At 62.6% G+C, this 23,081-nt stretch carries 18 protein-coding genes; 8 read left to right on the top strand and 10 right to left on the bottom strand.

The features are described from left to right. Window position 1: 1 nt before the first annotated feature. Together IZ6_RS08235 and IZ6_RS08230 are read left to right on the top strand one after the other, a co-directional pair. Window positions 2-1,813 (top strand): ABC-F family ATP-binding cassette domain-containing protein, encoded by a 1,812-nt coding sequence (locus tag IZ6_RS08235; protein ID WP_222874595.1) that lies wholly within the window; start codon window positions 2-4, stop codon window positions 1,811-1,813. Window positions 1,814-1,845: 32 nt separating this feature from the next. Continuing rightward, window positions 1,846-2,745, top strand: a complete 900-nt coding sequence (locus IZ6_RS08230; RefSeq protein WP_222874594.1) for an NAD(P)/FAD-dependent oxidoreductase — start codon at window positions 1,846-1,848, stop codon at window positions 2,743-2,745. On the opposite strand, the gene IZ6_RS08225 is transcribed toward IZ6_RS08230, so the two are convergent. From IZ6_RS08225 to IZ6_RS08190, 8 genes are all read right to left on the bottom strand, one after another. Continuing rightward, complete coding sequence (locus tag IZ6_RS08225) at window positions 2,742-4,580, bottom strand: acetyl-CoA hydrolase/transferase C-terminal domain-containing protein (protein ID WP_222874593.1); 1,839 nt, start codon at window positions 4,578-4,580, stop codon at window positions 2,742-2,744. The genes IZ6_RS08230 and IZ6_RS08225 overlap by 4 nt on opposite strands. After that, window positions 4,577-6,676: a 3-hydroxyacyl-CoA dehydrogenase NAD-binding domain-containing protein gene (locus IZ6_RS08220; protein ID WP_222874592.1), complete on the bottom strand. Its 2,100-nt coding sequence runs from the start codon at window positions 6,674-6,676 to the stop codon at window positions 4,577-4,579. Before IZ6_RS08220 ends, IZ6_RS08225 begins: the two co-directional genes overlap by 4 nt. Window position 6,677: 1 nt before the next feature. Next, window positions 6,678-8,012: an acetyl-CoA C-acetyltransferase gene (locus tag IZ6_RS08215; protein WP_222877583.1), complete on the bottom strand. Its 1,335-nt coding sequence runs from the start codon at window positions 8,010-8,012 to the stop codon at window positions 6,678-6,680. Further along, the gene (locus tag IZ6_RS08210; RefSeq protein WP_222874591.1) at window positions 7,961-10,246 is read right to left on the bottom strand and encodes an acyl-CoA dehydrogenase; all 2,286 of its coding nucleotides are present in this window, start codon (window positions 10,244-10,246) and stop codon (window positions 7,961-7,963) included. Before IZ6_RS08210 ends, IZ6_RS08215 begins: the two co-directional genes overlap by 52 nt. 132 nt (window positions 10,247-10,378) lie before the next feature. After that, entirely contained in the window at window positions 10,379-11,374 is a 996-nt protein-coding gene (gene glpX, locus IZ6_RS08205) for a class II fructose-bisphosphatase (RefSeq protein WP_222874590.1), read from the bottom strand. Further along, entirely contained in the window at window positions 11,375-12,697 is a 1,323-nt protein-coding gene (locus IZ6_RS08200) for a homoserine dehydrogenase (RefSeq protein WP_222874589.1), read from the bottom strand. A gap of 36 nt (window positions 12,698-12,733) precedes the next feature. Continuing rightward, a complete protein-coding gene (locus IZ6_RS08195; protein WP_222874588.1) occupies window positions 12,734-13,951 on the bottom strand; it encodes an LL-diaminopimelate aminotransferase in 1,218 nt (405 codons plus the stop codon). Window positions 13,952-14,024: 73 nt separating this feature from the next. Further along, the gene (locus IZ6_RS08190) at window positions 14,025-14,228 is read right to left on the bottom strand and encodes a hypothetical protein (RefSeq protein WP_222874587.1); all 204 of its coding nucleotides are present in this window, start codon (window positions 14,226-14,228) and stop codon (window positions 14,025-14,027) included. A 188-nt stretch (window positions 14,229-14,416) separates the two neighbouring features. On the opposite strand from IZ6_RS08190, the gene IZ6_RS08185 reads away from it, so the two are divergent. The 3 genes from IZ6_RS08185 to IZ6_RS08175 are packed head-to-tail and all read left to right on the top strand — an operon-like array spanning window position 14,417 to window position 17,486. After that, complete coding sequence (locus IZ6_RS08185) at window positions 14,417-14,893, top strand: MarR family winged helix-turn-helix transcriptional regulator (protein ID WP_222874586.1); 477 nt, start codon at window positions 14,417-14,419, stop codon at window positions 14,891-14,893. Then, window positions 14,859-15,941: an HlyD family secretion protein gene (locus IZ6_RS08180; RefSeq protein ID WP_222874585.1), complete on the top strand. Its 1,083-nt coding sequence runs from the start codon at window positions 14,859-14,861 to the stop codon at window positions 15,939-15,941. The genes IZ6_RS08185 and IZ6_RS08180 overlap by 35 nt, the downstream gene beginning before the upstream one ends. A gap of 15 nt (window positions 15,942-15,956) precedes the next feature. Further along, on the top strand, window positions 15,957-17,486 hold the full coding sequence (locus tag IZ6_RS08175) for a DHA2 family efflux MFS transporter permease subunit (RefSeq protein ID WP_222874584.1): 1,530 nt from the start codon (window positions 15,957-15,959) through the stop codon (window positions 17,484-17,486). Window positions 17,487-17,909: 423 nt separating this feature from the next. Here IZ6_RS08175 and argC read toward each other — a convergent pair whose 3' ends face one another. Continuing rightward, on the bottom strand, window positions 17,910-18,962 hold the full coding sequence (gene argC, locus IZ6_RS08170; RefSeq protein ID WP_222874583.1) for an N-acetyl-gamma-glutamyl-phosphate reductase: 1,053 nt from the start codon (window positions 18,960-18,962) through the stop codon (window positions 17,910-17,912). 241 nt (window positions 18,963-19,203) lie between these two features. Here argC and nadA point away from each other — a divergent pair, with 241 nt between their 5' ends. The 3 genes from nadA to nadC are packed head-to-tail and all read left to right on the top strand — an operon-like array spanning window position 19,204 to window position 22,742. Further along, on the top strand, window positions 19,204-20,292 hold the full coding sequence (gene nadA, locus IZ6_RS08165) for a quinolinate synthase NadA (RefSeq protein ID WP_222874582.1): 1,089 nt from the start codon (window positions 19,204-19,206) through the stop codon (window positions 20,290-20,292). Between the two features lie 51 nt (window positions 20,293-20,343). Beyond that, entirely contained in the window at window positions 20,344-21,894 is a 1,551-nt protein-coding gene (locus IZ6_RS08160; RefSeq protein WP_225873869.1) for an L-aspartate oxidase, read from the top strand. Continuing rightward, entirely contained in the window at window positions 21,891-22,742 is an 852-nt protein-coding gene (gene nadC / locus IZ6_RS08155) for a carboxylating nicotinate-nucleotide diphosphorylase (protein ID WP_222874580.1), read from the top strand. Before IZ6_RS08160 ends, nadC begins: the two co-directional genes overlap by 4 nt. Here the strand turns inward: nadC and IZ6_RS08150 are convergent. After that, on the bottom strand, window positions 22,739-23,041 hold the full coding sequence (locus IZ6_RS08150) for a hypothetical protein (RefSeq protein WP_222874579.1): 303 nt from the start codon (window positions 23,039-23,041) through the stop codon (window positions 22,739-22,741). The two genes, nadC and IZ6_RS08150, sit on opposite strands and share 4 nt — an antisense overlap. Window positions 23,042-23,081: the final 40 nt, after the last annotated feature.

Here is a 23,081-nt window from a genome sequence, read left to right as displayed (position 1 = left end):
TATGCCGCCGCCTCTCCTTCAGCTTCGCGATATCGGCCTGACCTTCGGCGGCACACCTCTGCTCGAGGGAGCGGAGCTGTCGGTCTCTGCTGGCGACCGGATCTGTCTTGTCGGCCGCAACGGCTCGGGAAAATCCACTCTGCTGAAGATTGCCGCGGGCATGATCGAGCCGACCTCCGGTACGCGTTTCCTGCAGCCGGGCGCAACGCAGCAATATCTGGCGCAGGAACCCGATTTCTCGGGCTTCTCATCGACCCTCGATTTCGTCGCGGCAGGCCTGCCGCCCGGCAGCGATCCGCATGACGCGCGCTATCTCCTCGAAGAACTCGGCATGAGCGGGACGGAAGATTCGTCGCGGCTGTCTGGCGGCGAAGCGCGGCGCACGGCGCTCGCCCGCGCGCTTGTCTCCGATCCCGATCTTCTTCTGCTCGACGAGCCGACCAACCATCTTGATCTGCCTGCCATCGAATGGCTTGAGCAGAGGCTCGGCCAGTTGCGCTCGGCGCTTGTCATCATCAGCCATGACCGGCGCTTTCTCGAAAACCTGTCGCGCGCGACGGTCTGGCTTGATCGCGGCAAGACGCGGCGTCTCGATCAGGGCTTTGCGTCTTTCGAGACCTGGCGCGACGATGTGCTGGAACAGGAAGAGCGCGACCATCACAAGCTGGCGCGCAAGATCGCCAATGAAGAGCACTGGCTGCGCTATGGCGTGACGGCGCGCAGAAAACGCAATGTCCGCCGCCTCGCCGATCTCGGCACGCTGCGCACCGATCATCGCGAGCACCGCAAGGCGCAGGGCGATGTGAAGCTGACCGTCACCGAGGGCACGGTCTCGGGCAAGCTCGTCATCGAAGCCAAGACCATTTCAAAAGCCTGGGACGGCGTGCCCGTCGTCAGCGAATTTTCAACGCGCATTGCCCGCGGCGATCGCGTCGGTCTTGTCGGACCGAACGGCGCCGGGAAGACCACGCTCATCAACCTTCTGACCGGCGTGCTCGCCCCCGACAGCGGCAGCGTCCGGCTCGGCGCAAATCTCGAGATTGCGGGCATGGACCAGAAGCGCCAGAGCCTCGATCCGTCCTGGACGCTGCGCGAGGCTTTGACGGGCGGGCGCGGCGACACCGTCTTTGTCGGCGGCCAGGCGAAGCATGTGATGTCCTATATGAAGGACTTTCTGTTCACGCCGCTGCAGGCCAATACCGAAATCTCGCGCCTGTCGGGCGGCGAGCGCGGACGGCTTCAATTGGCGCGTGCCCTTGCCCAGCCGTCTAATCTTCTTGTGCTCGACGAGCCGACCAACGATCTCGATCTCGAAACGCTCGATCTCTTGCAGGAGATGATCGCGGACTATCCCGGCACTGTCATCCTCGTCAGCCATGACCGTGACTTTCTCGATCGCACGGTCACTTCGGTTATCGTCTCGGAAGGCCAAGGCGTGTGGACCGAATATGCCGGCGGCTATACCGACATGCTCGCTCAGCGCGGCAAGGGGGTCGAAGCGAAAGGCGCGGCCAAACAGGACCGCGCGCGCGAACGCAGCGAGCCCGCCCCTGCCCGCGCCGCCGCCAAGAAAAAACTCTCCTTCAACGATCAGCACGCACTGAAAACGCTGCCGCAGAAAATCGCCAAACTCGATGCCGAGATCGCGCGGCTGCAGGGCGTTTTGGCCGATCCCGAGCTTTATGCCCGAGATGCTGCCGCTTTCGCTAAAGCGAGCGCGACCCTCGCAGCGGCTGAGGCCGAGCGGGCTGCCTCCGAGGACGAATGGCTGCGCCTCGAACTGCTGCGCGAGGAAATGGAACAATCCGCCTGAGGGGAAGCTTTCCTTCTCCGGAAGGAGCTTCCATGTATGACGCCATCATTGTCGGTGCAGGTCCGGCCGGCCTGAACGCCGCCCTCATTCTCGGCCGCTGCCGCCGCAAAGTCCTCGTCTGCGACGAAGGCAAACCGCGCAACAGCGTTTCGAGAGGCGTCAATGGTTTCATCACCCGCGAAGGCGTCCTGCCGCATGAACTACGCCGGATCGGCCGCGAGGAATTGCGCGACTATCCGACCGTGGAGATTCGCGAGAACACGATCATCGACGACGTCAATTTCTGCGAGGGCGGCGGCTTTGAAATCGTGATGGAGAATGGTGCGCGCGAGCGTGCGCGGAAACTCCTACTCGCAACGGGCTCCGAAGATAAGCTTCCGGGCATTCCGGGCTTTGCCGAACTCTACGGACACGGCGTCTTCAACTGCCCCTATTGCGACGGCTGGGAAGAGCGCGACCGGCCGATCGCCGTGTACGGCAATGGCACATGCGCAAAGTTCGCGCTGCAGATGAAAGTGTGGAGCGACGATGTCGTGCTCTGCACCGACGGTCCGGCAACGCTCAGTGCCGAGGACCGCGCTCGTCTTCAGCGCAATGGCATCCCTATCCGTGAAGAGAAAATCGTCCGTCTCGAAGGCGATGACAAAAGCTTGAAAGCCGTTCACTTCGAGAACGGCGTACAGCTTGCAAGAAAAGCGCTGTTCTTCATCACCGGCGGCAAACCCGATTGTTCGCTCGCAACCAAGCTCGGCTGCCAATTGACCGCAAAGGGCTTTGTGCGCACCGAGGGCAATGAGGAGACGAATGTCCCCGGCCTGTTCGTCGCCGGCGATGCTTCGCAGGGTATTCAGTTCGCCATCGTCGCCGCAGCAGAAGGCGCCTGCGCCGCGTTCGAGATCAACAGCGAATTGATCGAAGAGGATCTCGCCTAGGTATCTTTGAGCGCCGCGCGCACGAGTGCGGCGTAGAAGATGTTCTTCATGCCGCGCGGCCGGTCGAAGCCGATGCGCCTCAGCGCCTCTTCCTTCTCGCGCGAGAGCTCCACCGAATAGCCGCGCCATGCGAGTTTGAGCATGTCCTTGCGCGAACCGGACGCCGCTTTCAGCTTGGCGAGCGCCGGCAGGAGAATCTGCTCTTCTGCGGTGAAATCCGTGCCGAACGGAAAGACCGGGAAACTCTTCTTCATCGCACTGAGCGCCTGCTCGATCCGTTCCGGCGTGTTGCTGCGGGCCGCGGCGGGGATCTCATAATCGCCTTCGATTTTCGCCGACGCTTTGGCTTTGGCCAGAAGCTCCGGCTGAAAGCGCGAGTCAGCGATATTCAGCATTGCCGCGATCGTGTCGCGATCGGTTTTGCCGCGCAGATCCGCAACGCCGTATTCGGTGACGATAATGTCCTTCAAATGCCGCGGCACGGTCGTGTGGCCGTAATTCCAGACAATGTTGGAAATCGTCTCGCCTTTGCTGTGACGCGTGGCGTTGAGCGTGATGATCGACCGCGCACCGTCAAGCGCGAAAGCCTGGGTGACGAAATCATGCTGGCCGCCGACACCGGAGACGACGCGGCCGTCTTCGAGACCGTCGGAGATGACAGCGCCGTTCAAGGTCGCCATCATCGCCGTGTTGACGAAGCGCGCATCGGTGCGCGCCTTGCGCTTCTTCGCTTCATCGACGAGCAGCGAATTGACATAGGATATCGCCGTCATTTTGATCCGCGCACGCTCCTTCTTCGGCATGTCGCGCAGTTCTTTGTAGAAGGATTTCGGGCCGAGGAAGAAACCGGCATGAAGAACAGCGCCGTCGCCGATGCGCTTCAGCACGCCGGCACGGATGAGCTCCAGAAATCCGTCGACGAGCATTTCGCTCGCGCCGTAAAGCCCGACTTTGAAGCGTCCGAGATGGCCGCCTTCGTGCGGCGATAGATTGCCGACCGCTTTGCGGAATTCGATATTGTTCTTGTGGCGCAGGATCAGCGCGTGAACGACAGCATCAGCCATGGAGCCGATACCGATCTGCAGCGTGCCGCCATCGGGCACGAGCCGCGCCACATGCACGCCGACGGCGTGATCGGTGAAATCGACCGGCTCTTTCGGCGGCGCGAACAGAGGAAAATCTGTGTCTTCGCTTTCGAGAATATGGGTGAAGGCGGTCGAGGGCAGATCGGCTTCACCTTCCATGAAGGGAAGTTCGCTGTTGACCTGGCCGACGAACAGGAAATCGGCGCGGCCCGCTTTCTTCGCCGTCAGCATATCGAGCGTCATATCGGTGTTCGAGGCGATGCTGTAGCGCATGCCTTTGCGTGCGACGAGCTGGGCGACGACATTCGCCCCCCGGTCGAGAACGTAATTCAGCGCCTGCGTATAGTTCGCGGCGATGTAATGGCGCTGCATTTGCGGCACGTTCAGCCAGCGGCCGGCGAGCATGAAAAACTCGTTGACCTCGACATTGGGCGGCAGCGTGCCGTCGCGGAGCGCCTCCGCATAAAGAAGCCCGGGATAGGAGCCGAACAGGCGCTCATTGATCGGACCGAGGAAACGCTTTTCGATCTCGCTTCCGGCCCGCGGCGGCTCGAGCGTCAGCGCCGTGAAGATGTTGAGCGAGATCCAGGGATCGGCGACGGCACGCTGATAGAGCGCGTTCGCCACATGATTAGCCTTGCCGAGCCCGAGCGGCAGTGCGAGCACGATCTTTCGTCCGACTTTCCGGACAATCGCATCTGCCAGCGCTTCCGGATCGGTGAACCGCGCCGGAGGACCCGGCTTCTTCATTTCAGAAGGTCCCAGCCGTCATCGGGCCGGTAGCGTTCGCCATGCGCGGCCTGAAGCTCGCGCAGCTTCGCCCTCACCTCTTCGACGCCGCGCTTGCGCGCGTAATAGAGCGGTCCGCCACGGAAGGGGGCAAAGCCCGTTCCGAAAATCATGGCGCCGTCGATGACGTCTTCGCTTTCGGCCACGCCCTCGCGCAAAAGGGTAGCGCAGACATTGAGCATCGGCAGGATCAGCCTGTCGGTCATGCCGTCATAGGGCTCGGGGAAGGTCTTTTCCTTCTGCGCTTCGCCCTTCGTCCAGACATAGATGCCGCGGCCGGTCTTGGCTCCGAGATCGCCGGCGGCGACTTTGTCGCGCAGCCATTTCGGCGGATCGGGCATTGGCCATTGCAGCGCTTCCTTCAGGACCTCGGCGACATGCAGGCAGATATCGAGGCCAACCTGATCGGCAAGCTCGATCGGACCCATGGGCATGCCGAACTCTTCAGCCGCTTTGTCGATCGTCTCGGCTTTGACACCCTCATCGAGCAGCACCATGGCCTCTAGCATGTAAGGCAGAAGCGCCCGGTTGACGACGAAGCCCGGTGCGCTTTTGACCGGCGCTGGAAGCCGATCGATCTGGCCGACGAATGCGCGCGCGGCGGCAAGCGCCTCTTTCGACGCCTTGTCGTGGCTGACGACCTCGACCAGCTGCATGCGCGAGACGGGATTGAAGAAGTGGATGCCGACAAGGCGTTCGGGACGCGCGAGGCCTTCGCGCAGGGTTTCGAGCGGAATGGAGGATGTGTTGGTCGCAAGGATTGCGTCCTTCTTCATCCGCTGTTCGGCGATCGCATAGACTTTTTTCTTGATGTCGAGATTTTCCGGCACCGCCTCGATGATGAGATCGGCTCTACCGACGCCATCGCCGTGCAGATCCGGGATCAGACGGTCGAGACCATCGCGCGTCAGCCGGCTTTTTTTGCCGATCTTGCCGAACAGAGCCGCCGCTTTGCCGATAGCTTTTGCCAGAGGTTTGGGCTGCATATCGGCAAGACTGACGGAAATGCCCTGCCAGGCGCACCACGCGGCGATATCGCCGCCCATCGCACCCGCGCCGATGACATGCACATGCTTCATCTCTTCGGCCTTGCCGGCGAGCTTCTTCAAATTCTCCCGCAGGAAGAAGACGCGGACGAGACTCTTTGCCGTATCGGTCGTCAGCAGCTTGGCGAAGCTTGCGACCTCCGCTTCCTTCATCACTTTCGGCTCGCCGCCGAGATCTTCCCAGAGATCGATCAGAGCGTAAGGCGCCGGGTAATGCTTTTTCGGCGCTTTCTTGGAGGCTTCGGCGCGCATTTTCTTGGCCGCGAGGCGGCGGCCAAAACTCGTTGCCGCCAGCTGAGCGATGAGCTTTTGCGGTAGCGGCTTTTTCGGCATGCGGAACGAGCCGTCGACGACGGATTTCACGGCGTTGATGACATGCCGTTCTTCCGTCACCGCATCGACCAGACCCATGCCTTTGGCGGCGCGCGTATTGACCGTCTTGCCGGTCAGCATCATCGACATGGCTTCGAGCGGATTGACAAGCTGGATCGAGCGCCAGGAGCCGCCGAGGCCCGGATGCAGGCCGAGCAGGACTTCCGGGAAGCCGAAACGCGCGCCATCGATGGCGATGCGGCGGTCGCAGGCCAAAATGAGTTCAAGCCCGCCGCCGAGACAGAACCCGTGAACGACGGCGATGGTCGGGAACGGCAGGGCATCGAGCCGGTCGAGAATCTTGTTGCCCTCGCCCAGCATGGCAGCGATTTCGTCTTCATCCGTCATCACGCCGAATTCAGTGATGTCGGCGCCGGCGACAAAGCCGGAGGTCTTGCCCGACCGCAGAACGAGCGCACGAGCCGGTGTTGCTTCAAGTTCGGATATGACTTCGCTCAGCTCGCGCAGCACATCCATGGACAGGATGTTCGCGGAGGAGCCCTGCTTGTCGAGAATGAGCCAGGCGACATCGTCTTTCGCCCGCGTGAGGCGGAAGTGCTTCCACTTCGATTTCTTGGCCGGCGTCGGGCCGAGTTCGAGATTGCGCTCGTTCAGCGCGCCGAGGGTGATACCGGTCATGTCAGACTGCCTCGATGAGCATGGCGCCGCCCTGCCCGCCGCCGACGCATTGCGTGGCAAGGCCGCGCTTCTTGCCGAGGCGCTTCAGGGTGTTCATGGCGTGAAGGACGATGCGGTTGCCCGAAGCGCCGACAGGATGGCCGAGCGCAATGGCTCCGCCATCGATATTGAGTTTTGTGCGGTCGACTTTGCCGAACGCGCCGTCGAGGCCGAGCACGGTTTTTGAGAACTTCTCGTCCTCCCAGGCGCGCAGGCAGCCGAGCACCTGCGCGGCGAAAGCCTCGTTCAGCTCCCAGACATCGACATCGTTGACGCCGAAGCCGTTGCGCTTCAGCACCTCAACGGAGCACAGCGCGGGGCCGAGCCCCATGATTTCCGGATCGAGCGCCGACCAATAGCTATCCACGATGACAGCTTTCGGCGTCAGACCGTGCTTCTTCACCGCGTCTTCCGACGCGAGAATGACCCAGCTGGCGCCGTCGGTAATCTGCGAGGAATTGCCGGCCGTCACTTTACCCCAGGGCCGTTCGAAAGCCGGCGAGAGTTTCGCCAGCTTGTCCACCGAGCTATCCGGGCGCACGCCATCATCGAGTTCATACAGAGTTCCGTCGCGGCCGAAAGCGGGTTCCACTTCGCCGGCGAAATGGCCCTGCTTCTGGGCGTTCGCCGTGCGCAGATGGCTGTCGACGGCATATTGATCGGCCTCTTCGCGCGTGATGTCGAAGAGATGCGAGACGAGTTCGGCCGTCTGGCCCATGCCGAGATCGGTGATCGGATCGGTCAGGCCCTGCAGCAGGCCGATGACCGGCTTGAACATGGACGGGCGCACGCCGGCGAAGGCTTTCAGCTTCGCGCCAAAGGTGCGCGCATTGTTCAGGCCCGAGAAGAATTCGACCGCCTGCTTGTTGTAGAGCAGCGCCGAATGGCTGAGCGCTTCGGTGCCGCCGGCAAGAATGAGATCGTCTTCGCCGTCGCGGATATATTGGAAGCCGGTGTCGATCGCCTGCATACCTGAACCGCAATTAATCTGCACAGAAAACGCCGGCATCTCCTCGCCCATGCCGAGACGCAGAGCCGCGACACGCGCCGGGTTCATCTCATTGGCGACGACGTTGACGCAACCGAGAATGACGCGGTTGAACGCGTTCGGCGCAAAGGGCTGTCGCAGCAGCAGCGGACGTCCGCACTGCACAGCGAGATCGACCGGCGTGAACGGTCCGAGACCGCCGCGCGCGCGAAGGAACGGCGTGCGGGCCCCGTCGATGATATAGACCGGGCGGCCGCCTACTCGGCGGCGGCTGCTTTCGGCCGGCGCGGTTTGGGCTTCGGTTGAGATGGCTGTTCTCCCTTGGTCTTCTGTTTGTAGAGCGCGGAGATTTCCTCCGGCGCGAAATCATCGACGGCGACGACGGCGGATACGGCTTCCGTCATGGCCTTGAGCTGCACGGCCTCGGCCTTGCTGATGAAGCCGCGTTCGACCGCGAGCGCCGGGTCTTTCACGCCAAGCGATTTCATTTTGTCGCGGATCGGTTCCGCCGCTGTGACAAGCTCGAAAGCTTTTGCGAGACGCTTCAGGCCTTCATTCTCCGCATCGCGGGCAATACCGGTCGTCAGCCTGTCGCGCGCCGCGGACGGCGTCAGCAGCATTTCGGCGGTCTTCTGCATCAGCGCATCGGACGGACCGCGGCGGCGGATGCCGAGCGGCAGAACAAGGAAGCGCAGCAGCCAGGCCATGGGCCGGCTCGGCAGATTGGCAAGAATCTCATCGAGACGCTGCTCGATGGTCAGGAAGCCCGTCTGCATGCAGTAGTCGAGCACCGGAAGATCGGCCTCCTGACGGCCTTCATCGTGCCAGCGCTTCAGCGCCGCCGAAAGGAGGAACAGTTCGGAGAGAATATCGCCATAGCGCGCCGACAACATTTCGCGCCGCTTCAGTGCGCCGCCCATCGTCAGGAGCGCGGCATCGGCGGCGACAAGGAAGGCGGACGAATAGCGCGAAAGCTGCTGGAAATGCGATGTCGCGCGTCCGGCTTGCGGCGCGGGTGCGAACATGCCGCCCGTCCACGCTCTGCTCCAGGCGCGGAACAGATTGGTCGCGGCAAGGCCGACATGCGCCCAGAACGCCTTGTCGAAATGCGTCAGCGCGCGCTCGCGGTTCTTGTGGCCGAGCGCCAGCATTTCGGACAGAAGATAGGGATGGCTGCGGATGGCGCCCTGCCCGAAAATGATCAGGCAGCGCGTGAGAATGTTGGCGCCCTCGACAGTGATGCCGATGGGAATGCCGCGATAGATCGACGTCAGATAGTTCAGCGGTCCGTCGATCACGGCCTTGCCGGCATGCACGTCCATCGCATCGTTGATGGCCGTGCGCATGCGCTCGGTCGCGTGATATTTCATGATGCCGGAAATGACCGCGGGCTTTTTGCCCATGTCGAGCCCGGCGCAGGTGAGACGCCGCGCGCCGTCGATCAGATAGGCCGAGCCGGCAAGCCGCGCGATGCGCTCCTGCACGCCTTCGAATTTCCCGATGGGAATGTTGAACTGATGACGGACCGCCGCATAGGCGCCTGTCGTGTGCGCCGACAGCACAATGCCGGCGGCGGAAAGAGACGGCAGCGAAATGCCGCGTCCGGCCGCGAGCGCGCTCATCAGCATCTGCCAGCCCTGGCCGACACGCTCCTGTCCGCCGATGACCGCATCCATCGGAACGAAGACGTCCTTGCCCCAGTTCGGGCCGTTCTGGAACATCTGTCCCGACGGCATATGACGGCGGCCGATCGAGACGCCTTCTGTGCTTGTCGGTACAAGCGCGACGGTGATGCCGATATCCTCGCCGCGGCCGAGAAGATTGTCCGGATCTTTTAATTTGAACGCCAGGCCGAGTACGGTGGCGACAGGGCCGAGCGTGATATAGCGCTTGTGCCAGTTGAGGCGGATGCCGAGCACATTGCCGGATTTTCCGGGGCCCATTGTCACGACACCGGTATCGGTCATGGAGGCGGCGTCGGAACCGGCTTCTGGGCTTGTGAGACCGAAGCACGGCACTTCGCGCCCGTCGGCAAGACGCGGCAGCCAGTGATCTTGCTGCTCCCTCGTGCCGAACTGATGGAGAAGCTCGCCGGGGCCGAGCGAATTCGGCACCATGACGGTGACGGCAGCAGCGATGGAGCGGGTCGAGACCTTGCGGACGACTTCCGAATGCGCGTAGGCGGAGAAACCCATGCCGCCATATTTCTTCGGAATGATCATGCCGAAGAACTTTTTGGACTTCATGAAAGCCCAGACCTCGGGCGGCAGATCTCCGAGCTCGTGATTGATCTGCCAATCGTCGAGCATGTCGCAGAGTTCTTCGACCGGTCCGTCGAGGAAGGCGACTTCATCATCGGAGAGTTTGGCCGGCGGGAAAGCGAGCAGCTTCTCCCAGTCCGGATTTCCGGCGAAGAGATCGGCGTCCCACCAGACATCGCCCGCCTCGATGGCGGCGCGCTCGGTTTCGGACATGCTCGGAAGAGCTTTTTGCGCCCAGCCGAAGATCGGCTTGGTAATCCAGTCGCGGCGCCAGGAAATCATGGAGCGTCCTCGTCAGCCTCTCCGGAGATGGGGTCTCCGGGCAGAATTTCGACAGGTTGAACGCGACGAAATTACGAAACGCTGAACGTTTTGGACCTATGCACTAGTCGATATCGGCTAGTCCCATCTTCGCTAGTCGAAGTGGAACTTGCCCATTTCACGGTGCTCGGCGCGAATCCGCCGGACCGTTCCCGTGGCGGAACGATACACCACCGTCTCGGTCTCGATGTAGTCAGGCCCGAAAAACACACCGGAAACGAGCGGACCGTTGGTCACACCCGTCGCCGCGACGATGACGTCGCCGGAGGCAAGATCGGTCACCTGATAGCGGCGCTTGGGGTCGGAGACACCCATTTTGGCGGCGCGCTCGATTTTTTCAGGTGTATCAAGCACAAGACGGGCCTGCATCTGGCCGCCGACGCAGCGCAGCGCCGAGGCCGCGAGCACGCCTTCAGGGGCCGCGCCCGTGCCCATATAGAGGTCGATGCCGGTCTCAGAGGGCCGAGTCGTGTAGATAACGCCGGCCACATCGCCATCGGTGATGAGGCGGACACGCGCGCCGGTAGCACGCACTTTTTCAATCATGTCGTAGTGGCGCGGCCGGTCGAGGATCAGGACGCCGATCTCCGACGGCTTCACGCCTTTGGCCTTGGCGAGCGACAGAACATTCGCATCGGGCGCCGCATCGAGATCGACCGTGCCGTCCGGATAGCCGGGGCCGATGGCGATCTTCTGCATATAGGCGTCGGGCGCGTGCAGCAGCGTGCCGCTTTCGGCCATGGCCATGACGCAGATGGCGCCCGGCGTATCGTCGGCGCAGAGCGCCGTGCCTTCCAAGGGATCGACCGCGATATCGACCTTGGGACCTTTCTTGGTGCCGATATTCTCGCCGATGAACAGCATCGGGGCCTCATCCCGCTCGCCCTCGCCGATGACGACGGTCCCATCGATTTCGAGCTTGCCGAGTTCGCGCCGCATGGCGTCGACCGCGGCCTGGTCGGCGGCGTTCTTATCGCCGCGTCCGCGCCAGCGGGCTGACGCCACAGCCGCACGCTCGGTCACCCGGACCAGTTCAAGCGTCAGAATGCGCTCGATGAATTTGCCGGGTTCGACGGTGACCTTTGACACTCAGTGTTCCTTTTCGATGCGAATGACCTGCGGTGAGCCGTGGATGTGACCGTCGGCGAGGACGTCATCGAGGGCTTTTCTGACGGCGCTTTCGCTCGTGGCATGAGTGATCAGCACGAGCGGCACAGTTTGAGTTTTATTCTCAATGGCTTCAGCAAGCTTTTTGTCGCGGGGCTTGCGCTGCAGAATGCTCTCGAGCGAAATCTCCTGCTCGGCCATGCGCGTTGCGATCGCCGCAGCCGTGCCGGGACGGTCCACGACATCGAGACGGATGTAATAGCCGCCTTTGTGCGTCTGGATGGCGGCGCGTTCGAGCTTCTGCAGTTCCTTCACCGGCACCCCGAACGGCAGGCGGCTTGCGCCGCGGGCAACGTCCACGATATCGGCAATGACGGCGGATGCGGTTGCCGCGCCCCCCGCTCCCGGGCCGACCAAAGTGATGTCGCTGGCCGAGCCGGAAATCTGCACGGCATTGGTCACGCCCATCACCTGCGCCAAAGGCGCTGATTTCGGCACCATGGTCGGATGGACGCGCTGTTCGATGCCCGCTTCGGTGCGCGTTGCAACGCCGAGCAGCTTGATGCGGTAGCCGAGCTCTTCGGCGGTCGCGAGATCGAGCGGCGAGATCGACTGAATGCCTTCGACATAGATCGCGTCGGCATCGATCTGCGTGCCGAAGGCAAGGCTCGTCAGGATCGCCAGCTTGTGCGCCGCATCGAAGCCGCCGATGTCGAAGGTCGGATCGGCCTCCGCATAGCCGAGCTTCTGGGCAAGCGCGAGCGCCTCGCCGAAGGACAGCCCGTCCTCCTCCATTCGCGTCAGAATGAAATTGCAGGTGCCGTTGAGAATGCCCGACACGCGATCGAGCCGGCTTCCAGGCAGCGCCTCGCGCAGCGTCTTGATGATCGGAATGCCGCCGGCAACCGCCGCCTCGAAAGCGAGGCTGACATTTTTTTCTTCGGCGAGAGCGGCAAGCGCGAGCCCGTGTGCAGCCAGCAGCGCCTTGTTGGCGGTGACGACCGGTTTGCCGTTTTTCAAAGCCGTCTCAACCGTCGCGCGGGCTTTGCCTTCCGCGCCGCCGATCAGTTCGACGACGAGATCGACATTGGCATCGGCCGCCAAAGTGAGCGGGTCGTCATGCCATTTGATGTTGTTGAGATCGACGCCGCGATCTTTGCCGCGTTCGCGCGCCGAGACCGCCGTCACCTGGATCGGGCGGCCGCTCGATGCGGTCAGCGCATCGCGCCGCTCGTCGAGAATTTTGATGACGGAAGCGCCCACCGTGCCGAGCCCGGCGACGCCGACTTTCAGAGCTGCGGCCATGGACCGATCCAAGGAGAAATGCAGCGCGCCAAGAGATCAGCGCGCTGCGTGAAGCGGGACGACGTTGTGAAGCGTGTTGTCGGCGGTTTCAAGGAAGCGCTTGATATTGCGCGCCGCCTGACGAATGCGATGCTCGTTCTCGACGAGAGCGACACGCACATAATCATCGCCATGTTCGCCGAAACCGGCGCCCGGCGAGACCGCGACATCGGCCTTCTCGACAAGAAGCTTGGCGAATTCGATGCTGCCCATAGCGCGGAATTTTTCCGGGATCGGCGCCCAGCAGAACATCGACGCGCTCGGCGACGGAATGGCCCAGCCGGCTTTCGTAAACGTATCGACCAGGACATCTCGACGGCGCTTGTAGATCGCGCGCATCTCATCGACGCAATCCTGCGGGCCGTTGAGCGCGGCCGAGGCCGCCACCTGGATCGGCGTGAACGCGCCGTAATCGAGATAGGATTTCACGCGCGACAGCGCGCTGATCAGCCGGTCATTGCCGACGGCGAAGCCGACGCGCCAGCCCGGCATGGAATAGGTCTTCGACATCGAGGTGAATTCGACGGCGACATCGAACGCGCCCGGCGCCTGCAGGATCGAAGGCGGCGGATCGTCGAAATAGATTTCCGAATAGGCGATGTCGGACAGAACCCAGATCTCGTGTTTCTTCGCGAATGCGACGAGGTCTTTGTAGAAATCGAGGCTCGCGACTTCCGCCGTCGGGTTCGACGGATAGCAGACGACGACGGCGAGCGGCTTCGGAATGGAATGCTGAATCGCGCGTTCGAGCGCGACGAAGTAATCCGGCCCAGGCGTTGACGGCACATTGCGGATAACGCCGCCGGCCATCAGGAAACCGAACGCGTGGATCGGATAGCTCGGGTTCGGCACGAGCACGACATCGCCCGGCGCCGTAATGGCCTGCGCCATATTGGCGAAGCCTTCTTTCGAACCGAGCGTCGCGACGACCTGCGTATCCGGATTGAGCTTCACGCCGAAGCGGCGCTCGTAATAGGCGGCTTGCGCCTTGCGCAGGCCCGGAATGCCCTTCGACGCCGAATAGCGGTTGGTGCGCGGCTTGTTGGCGTTCTCGCACAGCTTCGCCGTGATGTGTTCCGGCGTCGGCAGATCGGGATTGCCCATGCCGAGATCGATGATGTCCGCGCCGTCCTTGCGTGCGGCTGCCTTCACCCGGTTCACCTGCTCGAACACATAAGGCGGCAAACGGCGGATCGAGTGAAAGTCCTGGGTCATCGATAGTCCTGCAGGCGAAAAGCCAAGTAAGGGATGAGATTCGTATATAGCACGCTTCGGAAAACCCAAGCCCCTAGCGCTTGGGCAATTTGCCCGCCCGGCGCATCAGTTCGGCCTCAGCTTCGGCCCGCTGTTCGGGGGTCATCATCGCCTCGGCCGGCTTCTGGGTCGGGTCCATATTGATGTTCGGATAGGGATCGCCGGTCTTCTCGACCGGGGCCAGCCCGTATTGCTGGCTGGGGGTCGAACAGGCAGCCAGGATCAGAGACGCGGCCAAAGCCAGCCCCCCTCTTTTCAGCCGTCCGAACCCGATTTTACCCATTGATTCCACTCCTTACCCCAAGACATCGCCCAAAAGCGCTGAATTTGGGGTGAACGGAGCCCTAATAGGCCATTTGGCCGCCCCTTGAAATCTTAGACGAAGAGATAATATGCAAGCTTACTATATCGCACCATATGAAGACCATGGAACACAAACCCAACTGCCTCCAGCTCGGCTTCCTGCTCGCGGACACCGCCCGGATCCTGAGGCGCATTATCGACAAGCGGGCGAAGACCATCGGCATGTCCCGTGCCCAATGGGCCGTTCTGTCGCGCATTTCCCGGAATGAGGGCCTGCGCCAGGTCGACCTCGCCGGCGAAATGGAAATGGAGCCGATCTCGGTCGCCCGCATCATCGACAAGCTGCAGGCCGCAGGCCTTGTCGAACGCCGGCCCGATCCGTCGGACCGCCGGGCCTATCGCCTGCACCTTCTGCCGGCCGCCGCGCCGGTTCTCGAGCAGGTGCGCGCCATCGGCGCGAGCGTGCTCGATCCGGCTCTGGCCCATCTGAAACCCGAACAACTTGAAGCGCTCATCGCCACGATCGGCGACCTGCGCGCCAACCTTCTGAACATCGAGACCGAAAATGTTGGATCGTCTGAAACGAACTCAGCCGCCTGAGGCTGACGGAAAAGTGCAGGAACTGCACCCCAAACGCTCGCGCTTCGACGCACAGCGCCTGCGCAAACCGCTTCTGATCGCGGGCCCTGCCCTTGTGATCGCGGTCGGCGGCGGCCTGTGGCTGTCGGGCGGGCGCTATGTCGAGACCGACAATGCCTATGTCGGCGCCGATACCGTGGTTGTTACGCCCGAGATCACCGGCACGGTCAGCGCGGTCAATGTCCGCGAGGGCCAGCACATCGCCAAAGGCGATCTTCTGTTCAACATCGATCCTGAGCCCTACCGCATCGCCCGCGACACGGCGAATGGCGAAGTCGCGGCCGCGTCGATCCAGCTCGATGCGCTGAAGCAGAGCCATGCGAAAGCCGTGCGCGATATAGAGACCGCGCAGACGCAGACCGATTATCAGCAGAAGAATTACGACCGTATCGCCCAGCTGGCGCAGCGCAATTTCTCGGCGCAGGCGGACCTCGACAAAGCGCGCGCCGCGCTGAACCAGGCGGAGGGTACGCTTGCCGCCGCCCAGCAGACCGAGCGCGAAGTCCTCGCCCAGCTTGGCGGCGACACGAACCTGCCGCTCGAAAAATATCCGCCTTACATGCAGGCGAAAGCAAAGCTCGATGAAGCCGAGCGCGACCTGCGCGTCACGGAACTCCGCGCGCCGATCTCCGGCGTCGTCACCCAGTCCTCGAGCCTCCTGCCCGGCCGCTATCTTGCGCCCGGCGCGGCGGCGCTGGCCGTGGTCGATGTCGACCATGTCTGGGTCGACGCCAATCCGAAAGAGACGGACCTTGAGAAGCTCAAGGCCGGCGAGACGGCGGAGATCACCGTCGACGCCTATCCCGACCATGTCTTTACGGGCTCGCTCGACTCGATCAGCCCCGGCACCGGCGCGCAGTTCGCGCTGCTGCCGGCGCAGAATTCGAGCGGCAACTGGGTCAAGGTTGTCCAGCGCGTGCCCGTCCGCATCCGCATCGATCGCCAGCCGAACGATCCGGTTCTGCGCGCCGGCATGAGCGCCAATGTGAGCATCGACACGCGCTCGTAAGGTGCGCTTGAAGCCATGGCTATTTCGCCCGAAATCCTCAAAGTCCGTCCGGTGATCGTCGCCTGTGCCATGATGGCGACGATCATGCAGGCGCTCGACACGACGATTGCGAACGTCGCCCTGCCTTATATGCAGGGCTCGCTGACGGCGACGCAGGATCAGATCAACTGGGTTCTGACGTCCTACATCGTCGCCGCTGCGATCATGACGCCGCCAGTCGGCTGGCTGGCCTCGCGCTTTGGCCGCAAGAACATCTTCGTCATCTGCGTCACCGGTTTCACCGCAGCTTCCATGCTGTGCGGCATCGCGACCTCGCTCGAAGAGATGGTGATCTTCCGCATGCTGCAGGGCGTGTTCGGCGCGGCGCTCGTGCCGCTGTCGCAGTCGGTGATGTTCGATCTTTATCCGGAAGAGCAGCGCGGCTCGGCCATGGCGATGTGGGGCATGGGCGTCATGCTCGGTCCGATCCTCGGCCCGACGCTCGGCGGTTGGCTGACCGAAACCTATAACTGGCGCTGGGTGTTCTTCGTCAATCTGCCCTTCGGTATTCTCGCAGCCATCGGCTTTCTCTGGGCCCTGCCCGCGGCGCAGAAAGTGACGACTATGAAGTTCGACTGGTTCGGCTTCGGCATGCTGTCGCTCGGCATCGGTGCGCTGCAGATGATGCTCGACCGCGGCGAACAGGTGGAGTGGTTCGATTCAGGCGAAATCTGGATCTACACGGCGCTGGCGGTCATCGGCTTCTATGTCTTCCTCGTGCATACGTTCACGGCGAAGAAGCCGTTTATCGATCCTTCGCTGCTGACCGATCGGAATCTGTCGACCAGCCTCATCATGATGTTCGTCGTCGGCATTGTGCTGCTCGCGACGCTCGCGCTGCTGACGCCGTATCTCCAGGGCCTCATGGGTTACCCCGTCGTCACGGCGGGCCTTGTGCTGGGCCCGCGCGGCGTCGGCACGATGATCGCGATGATGGTCGTCGGCCGCCTCGTCCAGCGCTATGACGCGCGCTATCTGATGCTGTTCGGCTTCGTGCTGACGGCGATTGCGCTTTACGAGATGAGCGGATTTACGCCCGATGTCTCGCAGTTCACGCTGATCTGGACCGGCATGGTGCAGGGTTTCGGCCTCGGCTTCCTGTTCGTCCCGATCCAGACGATCGCCTTTGCGACGCTCCCCGCCCATCAGCGCACCGATGGCGCAGCTCTGATCAGCCTTGTCCGCAATATCGGCTCGGCGGTCGGCATTTCGGTGGTGACGTTCCTTCTGATCCGCAACACGTCGATCGTGCATTCGGATCTCAGCCAGTTCGTCAGCCCGTTCTCTTACGCCGTTCAGTCGCTCTCCGGCACGGTAATGGATGCCTCGACCATGACCGGCAAGGCGATCCTCAATCAGGTCGTCGGCAAGCAGGCATCCATCATTGCCTATGCGGACGATTTCTGGCTGATGATGTGGATCGCGATTGCCGCCATGCCGGTCGTATTCATCATGAAGCGCCCGCCGCGCATTGGCGGCGGCGCAGCTCACGCGGCGATGGATTAAAGGTCAGACGCTCTTGAAACCTTGAGTCGTCATGCGCAACTATAGCGACAGCCCTCATCTGAGGGGGAGAAAGGAGCGTTTCCTTTGGAAGCGTTTTTGGATTCCCCGATCTCGCGACGCGTGCGCTGACACGTATCTCGGGGTGCTCAAGACGGGGTGAAACGGGTAAGAGCAGATTGCAAAGCTCGTCGGTTGTCAGGCCGGCGGTTCTATAAAGGGCGTTCGTGCGCTGACGGCTCCGGCTCATACCCGGGAAACCCCGAGGCGCCGAGGGGTCGCCTCCCATGAACGCTGTTTGAGGTGGTTCGGCCGAGCGCCCGCGGTACTCCTGACCAAGGACGCCACCGCTCAAGAGGGTCGGCCACCGTGCCCACTTTTTGATTGAAACCTCGCCCCGCTTGCTTCGGCTCCGGGGCGATGTCTTTAAGGGAACATCGCAGGGCTCTGCAGCCCCGCCGTCTCCGGCAGGCCGAAGACGAGATTGAAGTTCTGCACGGCCTGGCCCGAGGCGCCCTTCACCAGATTGTCGGTCGTCGAAATCACGATGGCCCGGTTATGCACGCGATCGGCGACAACGCCGATCTGGCAATTGTTCGAGCCGCGCACATGCCGCGACTGCGGCACCTGGCCGAAGGGCAGAACCTGCACGAAGGGTTCGTTCTTGTAGGCTGCCGCCAGCGCCGCATGCAGATCGCCGGGCGAGGCATCGCCCTTTGTCCGCACATAGATCGTCGCGTAGATGCCGCGGTTCATCGGCGCCAGAACCGGCGTGAACATTGCCAGCACTTCCCTGCCCGCCGCCTTGCCATATTCCTGATCGAGCTCGGAGGTGTGCCGATGCTTGCCGACGCCGTAAGCGTGGATGCCTTCCGAGACCTCCGAGAACAGCATCTCTTCTTTCGCGGCTCTACCGGCACCGGACATGCCGGTCTTGGAGTCGATCACGATGGTGTCGGGATCGATCACGCCGGTTTTCAGCAGCGGCACGACCGGCAGGATCGCCGTCGTCGAATGGCAGCCGGGATTGGCGACGAGCTTCGTCTTCTTCACGGCATCCCGGTAATGTTCGGTGAGGCCGTAAACGGCCTCTTTCTGCAGATCGAGCGCTTGATGCTCATGGCCGTACCAGGTGGCGTAGGCCTTCGGATCGGTCAGCCGGAAATCGGCCGAGAGATCGATGATCTTCAGCTTCGGGTTTTTCTTGAAGGCATCGGCAATGACCGTCTGCGTCGTGCCGTGCGGCAGCGCCGTGAACAGCGCGTCCACGGAATTGAGATCCGCCTCGTCGATCTTGGTCAGCACCGGCAGATCGAGCCCCGCAAATTGCGGGAACACGTCCGCCATTTTCTGCCCGGCCTTGCGGTCGGCCGTCAGCAGTTTCAATTCCACATTGGGGTGCGGCACCAGCAGGCGCAGGAGTTCGGCTCCGGTGTAACCGGATGCGCCGAAAATCCCGACTTTGACCTTGCCTGCCATGACTGGCTCCCAAAATTCCGTGGCGGATGGCCTAACCGTGTTCGCGCCTCTCGTCGAGAGCGGAGCTATTTCAGGCCTTTGAGCGTTCTGACTTCGAACCGCTCAAATATGCGGCAAGGCTCTTTAAAAAAGGCAGGGACAGGCGTATATTTCTCTCGTCCAGGAAGGACAGCCGCCGGCGCGAGCGCCGGCTTTTATAAGACCCTGGATATGCTCAGATTGAGCATAATAGGAGGAGAAGATGGCTCTTCAGACGGTATCGACCCTTGTGCGCCCCCGCCCCCCGGTCTTCGAGGAGCTGACGGCCGCCGAGCGTTTCGGTGTCCTGCCGATGCCGAACCTCGACTTCACCCCCGAAGTCGCGCGCGAAACCGCGCACCTTTATGAGAAGGTGAAGAACGTCATCCCGGCCATCGAGTGGCCGGTCCATGCCCCCTATGTGAAGGCGATCAACGACCTGAAGAAGGTCCGCAACGCCGTCATCCTGGCGCACAATTACCAGACGCCCGAAATCTACAACTGCGTGGCCGACGTTGTCGGCGACTCGTTTGCGCTCGCCCGCGAGGCGGCGAATTCCGATGCCGATGTCATCGTCCAGGGCGGCGTTCACTTCATGGCGGAAACGTCCAAGCTGCTGAACCCGGACAAGACGGTTCTCATCCCCGACATGCGCGCCGGCTGCTCGCTTGCCGAATCGATCACGGCCGAAGACGTGCGTATGCTGAAGCGCAAATATCCGGGCGTGCCGGTTGCGGTCTATGTCAATACATCGGCCGAAGTGAAAGCCGAATCCGATATCTGCCTGACTTCGGGCAATGCGGTCGCCGTCGTCGAATCGCTCGGCGCGCCGGAAGTGCTCGTCCTGCCCGACCAGTATCTGGCGGCCTGGATTGCTACGCAGACCAAGGTCAAGATCATTAGCTGGCACGGCGCCTGCGAAGTGCATGAGCGCTTCACGGGCGAAGAGATCCGCCGCCTGCGCGAAGACGATCCGACGGTGACGGTGCTTGCGCATCCGGAATGCCCGCCGGACGTCATCAAGGAAGCCGACTTCACGGGTTCGACCGCGAAGATGGCCGACTATGTGAAGACGAAAAAGCCGAAACGCGTCGTGATGATCACGGAATGCTCGATGGCGGACAACATCGCTTCGCTCTCGCCCGAGACGGAGTTCATGCGCCCGTGCAATCTGTGCCCGCACATGAAGCGCATCACGCTGCCGAAAATCCTCGACAGCCTTGTCTACATGCGTGAAGAAATCCTCATTGACCCGGCGATCGCGGAAAAAGCGCGCCGCTCGGTCGAGCGCATGGTCAATCTGAAGATCTGAACTCGTGAATGGCCGGGCTAAACCCGGCCATGACGGGTGAGAGGAAAAACGGTGGCCAACACCAATTCCATCATTATCGTCGGTGGCGGTCTCGCCGGCCTGTTCTGCGCGCTGAAGCTGGCGCCGCAGCCGGTCACGGTTCTGACCGCAACGCCGCTCGGTGAAGGCGCGTCCGCCTGGGCGCAGGGCGGCATTGCGGCGGCCATCGGCGAAGGCGATACGGCAGACGATCATGCCGCCGACACCATTGCCTGCGGTGCGGGCATCGTCGACGAGAAGATTGCTCATCTTCTTGCGTCCGAAGCTTCCGACCGCATTCACGATCTTCTTGAATATGGCGTGCCGTTCGACCGCGATCTCGAAGGCAAGCTCAAGCTGTCCCGCGAAGCCGCGCATCGCGCCCGCCGCATCGTCCGCGTCGGCGGCGATCTTGCCGGCAAGGCGATCATGGAAGCGCTCGCCGCGACCGTGCGCACCAGCAGACATATTCGCGTCGTCACTGGCTGGTCGCTGACGGGGCTTGAGGCGAAGAACGGCCGCGTCACCGGCGTTACCGGCCGCGATGCTTCGGGCCGCACCGTGACCCTGCCCGCCGCCGCCGTCGTGCTGGCGACCGGCGGCACCGGTCATCTTTATTCGGTGACGACCAATCCTATCGGCGCGCGCGGCGACGGCCTTGCCGCTGCGGCCCGCGCCGGCGCCGTCATCGCCGATCCGGAATTCGTGCAGTTTCATCCGACGGGCATCGCGATTGGAAAAGATCCTGCACCGCTGGCGAGTGAAGCCATTCGCGGCGACGGCGCGCTTCTCATCAATGGTCGCGGCGAGCGTTTCATGCCGGCGCTGCATCCCGATGCGGAACTCGGGCCGCGCGATGTCGTGGCACGCGGTGTCTTTGCCGAAATCGCGGCGGGCCGCGGCGCGTTTCTCGATGTCCGGCCGCTCGGCGCCAAACTGCCCGATCTTTTCCCGACGCTTTACGCGAACTGCATCGCCGCCGGTATCGACCCGGTGAAAGAGCCCGTGCCCGTCGCGCCGGCCGCGCATTATCATATGGGCGGCGTCCTGACAGACAAGAACGGCCGCACTTCGATTGAAGGGCTCTGGGCCTGCGGCGAAGTCGCCTCGACCGGCGCGCATGGCGCCAACCGCCTCGCTTCCAATTCGCTGCTCGAAGCCGTGGTGTTTGCGGCACGCATCGCCGAAGACCTCAAAGGTCGCGAGGCTGCGCCGTTGAAAGCCGAACTCATGGAAGGTTCGGTCGAGCCGAAGCCGGATACGCCGGCCATGCGTCAGCTGCGCGAGATGATGAGCCGCCATGTCGGCGTGCTGCGCGATGGTGACGGCCTGAAGCGCGCCCTTTCCTATCTTCGCGACATCGACCGCGACGCAACGGCGCCCATCAAACTCAGGAATATGGCGCAGACCGGGCTTCTCATCGCAGCCGCCGCCTATCAGCGGCATGAAAGCCGCGGCGCGCAGGCGCGTCTCGATTATCCGGACACCGATCCGAAGCTTGCAAAGCGCACCTTCATCACGCTTGAAGACGCGCGCCGCATCGCGGCGGAAGCCACCGAGCGCACGGTCGAGGCTGCTCTTTGATCCCGATCCTCGACAGGCTTCTCGTGGAAGAAGCCGTGGCCTCGGCGCTGGTCGAAGATCTCGGCCGCGCCGGCGACATCACGACCGCCGCAACGATTCCCGAAATCGCGACCGCCCAGGCGGCGATCGTCGCGCGTAAACCCGGCGTCATTGCCGGCCTGCCGCTGGCCGAACACGCCTTCCGCCTGCTCGACAACAAAGTGAAGTTTGAGGCCGCGCTGTCCGACGGCGACAAGGTCGAGCCGGGAACGGTCGTTGCGCGGATTTCAGGTCTCGCCCGCCCGATACTGTCCGCCGAGCGCGTCGCGCTGAATTATCTCGGACGCTTGTCGGGCATTGCGTCGGCGACCGCGCTCTTTGCCGAAAAAATCGCCCATACCAAGGCGAAGATCGCCGACACCCGCAAAACAACGCCGGGTCTGCGCGTGTTCGAAAAATATGCGGTGCGCTGCGGCGGCGGCGTCAATCACCGTTTCGGTCTCGATGATGCCGTGCTGATCAAGGACAATCATATTGCGGTCGCCGGCGGCATCGGCCCGGCGCTGCGCGCCGCCAAAGCCGCGGCCGGTCATCTCGTGAAGGTCGAGATCGAAGTCGATACGCTGGCCCAGCTCGATGAGGTTCTGGCGGAGGGCGCCGACGCGGTGCTCCTCGACAATATGACGCCCGCGCAGCTGAAAGAGGCGGTGAAGAAGATCGCCGGCCGCATGACGGCGGAGGCATCCGGTGGCGTGACGCTCGAAACGGTGAAGGATATTGCCGAGACGGGCGTCGATCTGATCTCGACCGGCTGGATCACCCATTCCGCGCCGGTGCTCGATCTCGGTCTCGATATCGCTATCGGTTAGACCAGCCCGACATTTCTTTTGTGCGGCTGCGGCGTGCGGAAGGGAAAGCTCACTTTCGCGACATTGCCGTTCTGCGACACGAGCTTGCACATCCGGTGCACCGAGACATTGCCCTCGAATTCGAGCGCAAACTCCTGGGGCAATTCCCGCTCCGCCTCGATGACGAGCGTCGCGGCCTTATCCGAAATATCGGAGATCGCGCATTTCAGGATGTCGTCTTCCGCCAGGACAAGATGTCCCCGCGCCCTGAACCGGCGCAGCTCGATTGTTCGCGGCTGTATCTGATGTTCGCTCGACATGTCCGAAACGTGCCCCCAAACACGAATCGTCGTCACAGAG

Origin of the sequence: Terrihabitans soli (assembly GCF_014191545.1) — a bacterium.
GTDB lineage: Bacteria > Pseudomonadota > Alphaproteobacteria > Rhizobiales > Methylopilaceae > Flaviflagellibacter > Flaviflagellibacter soli.
The sequence above is the reverse complement of the archived record's forward strand: the minus strand, read 5'-3'. Positions and strand labels throughout refer to the sequence as shown.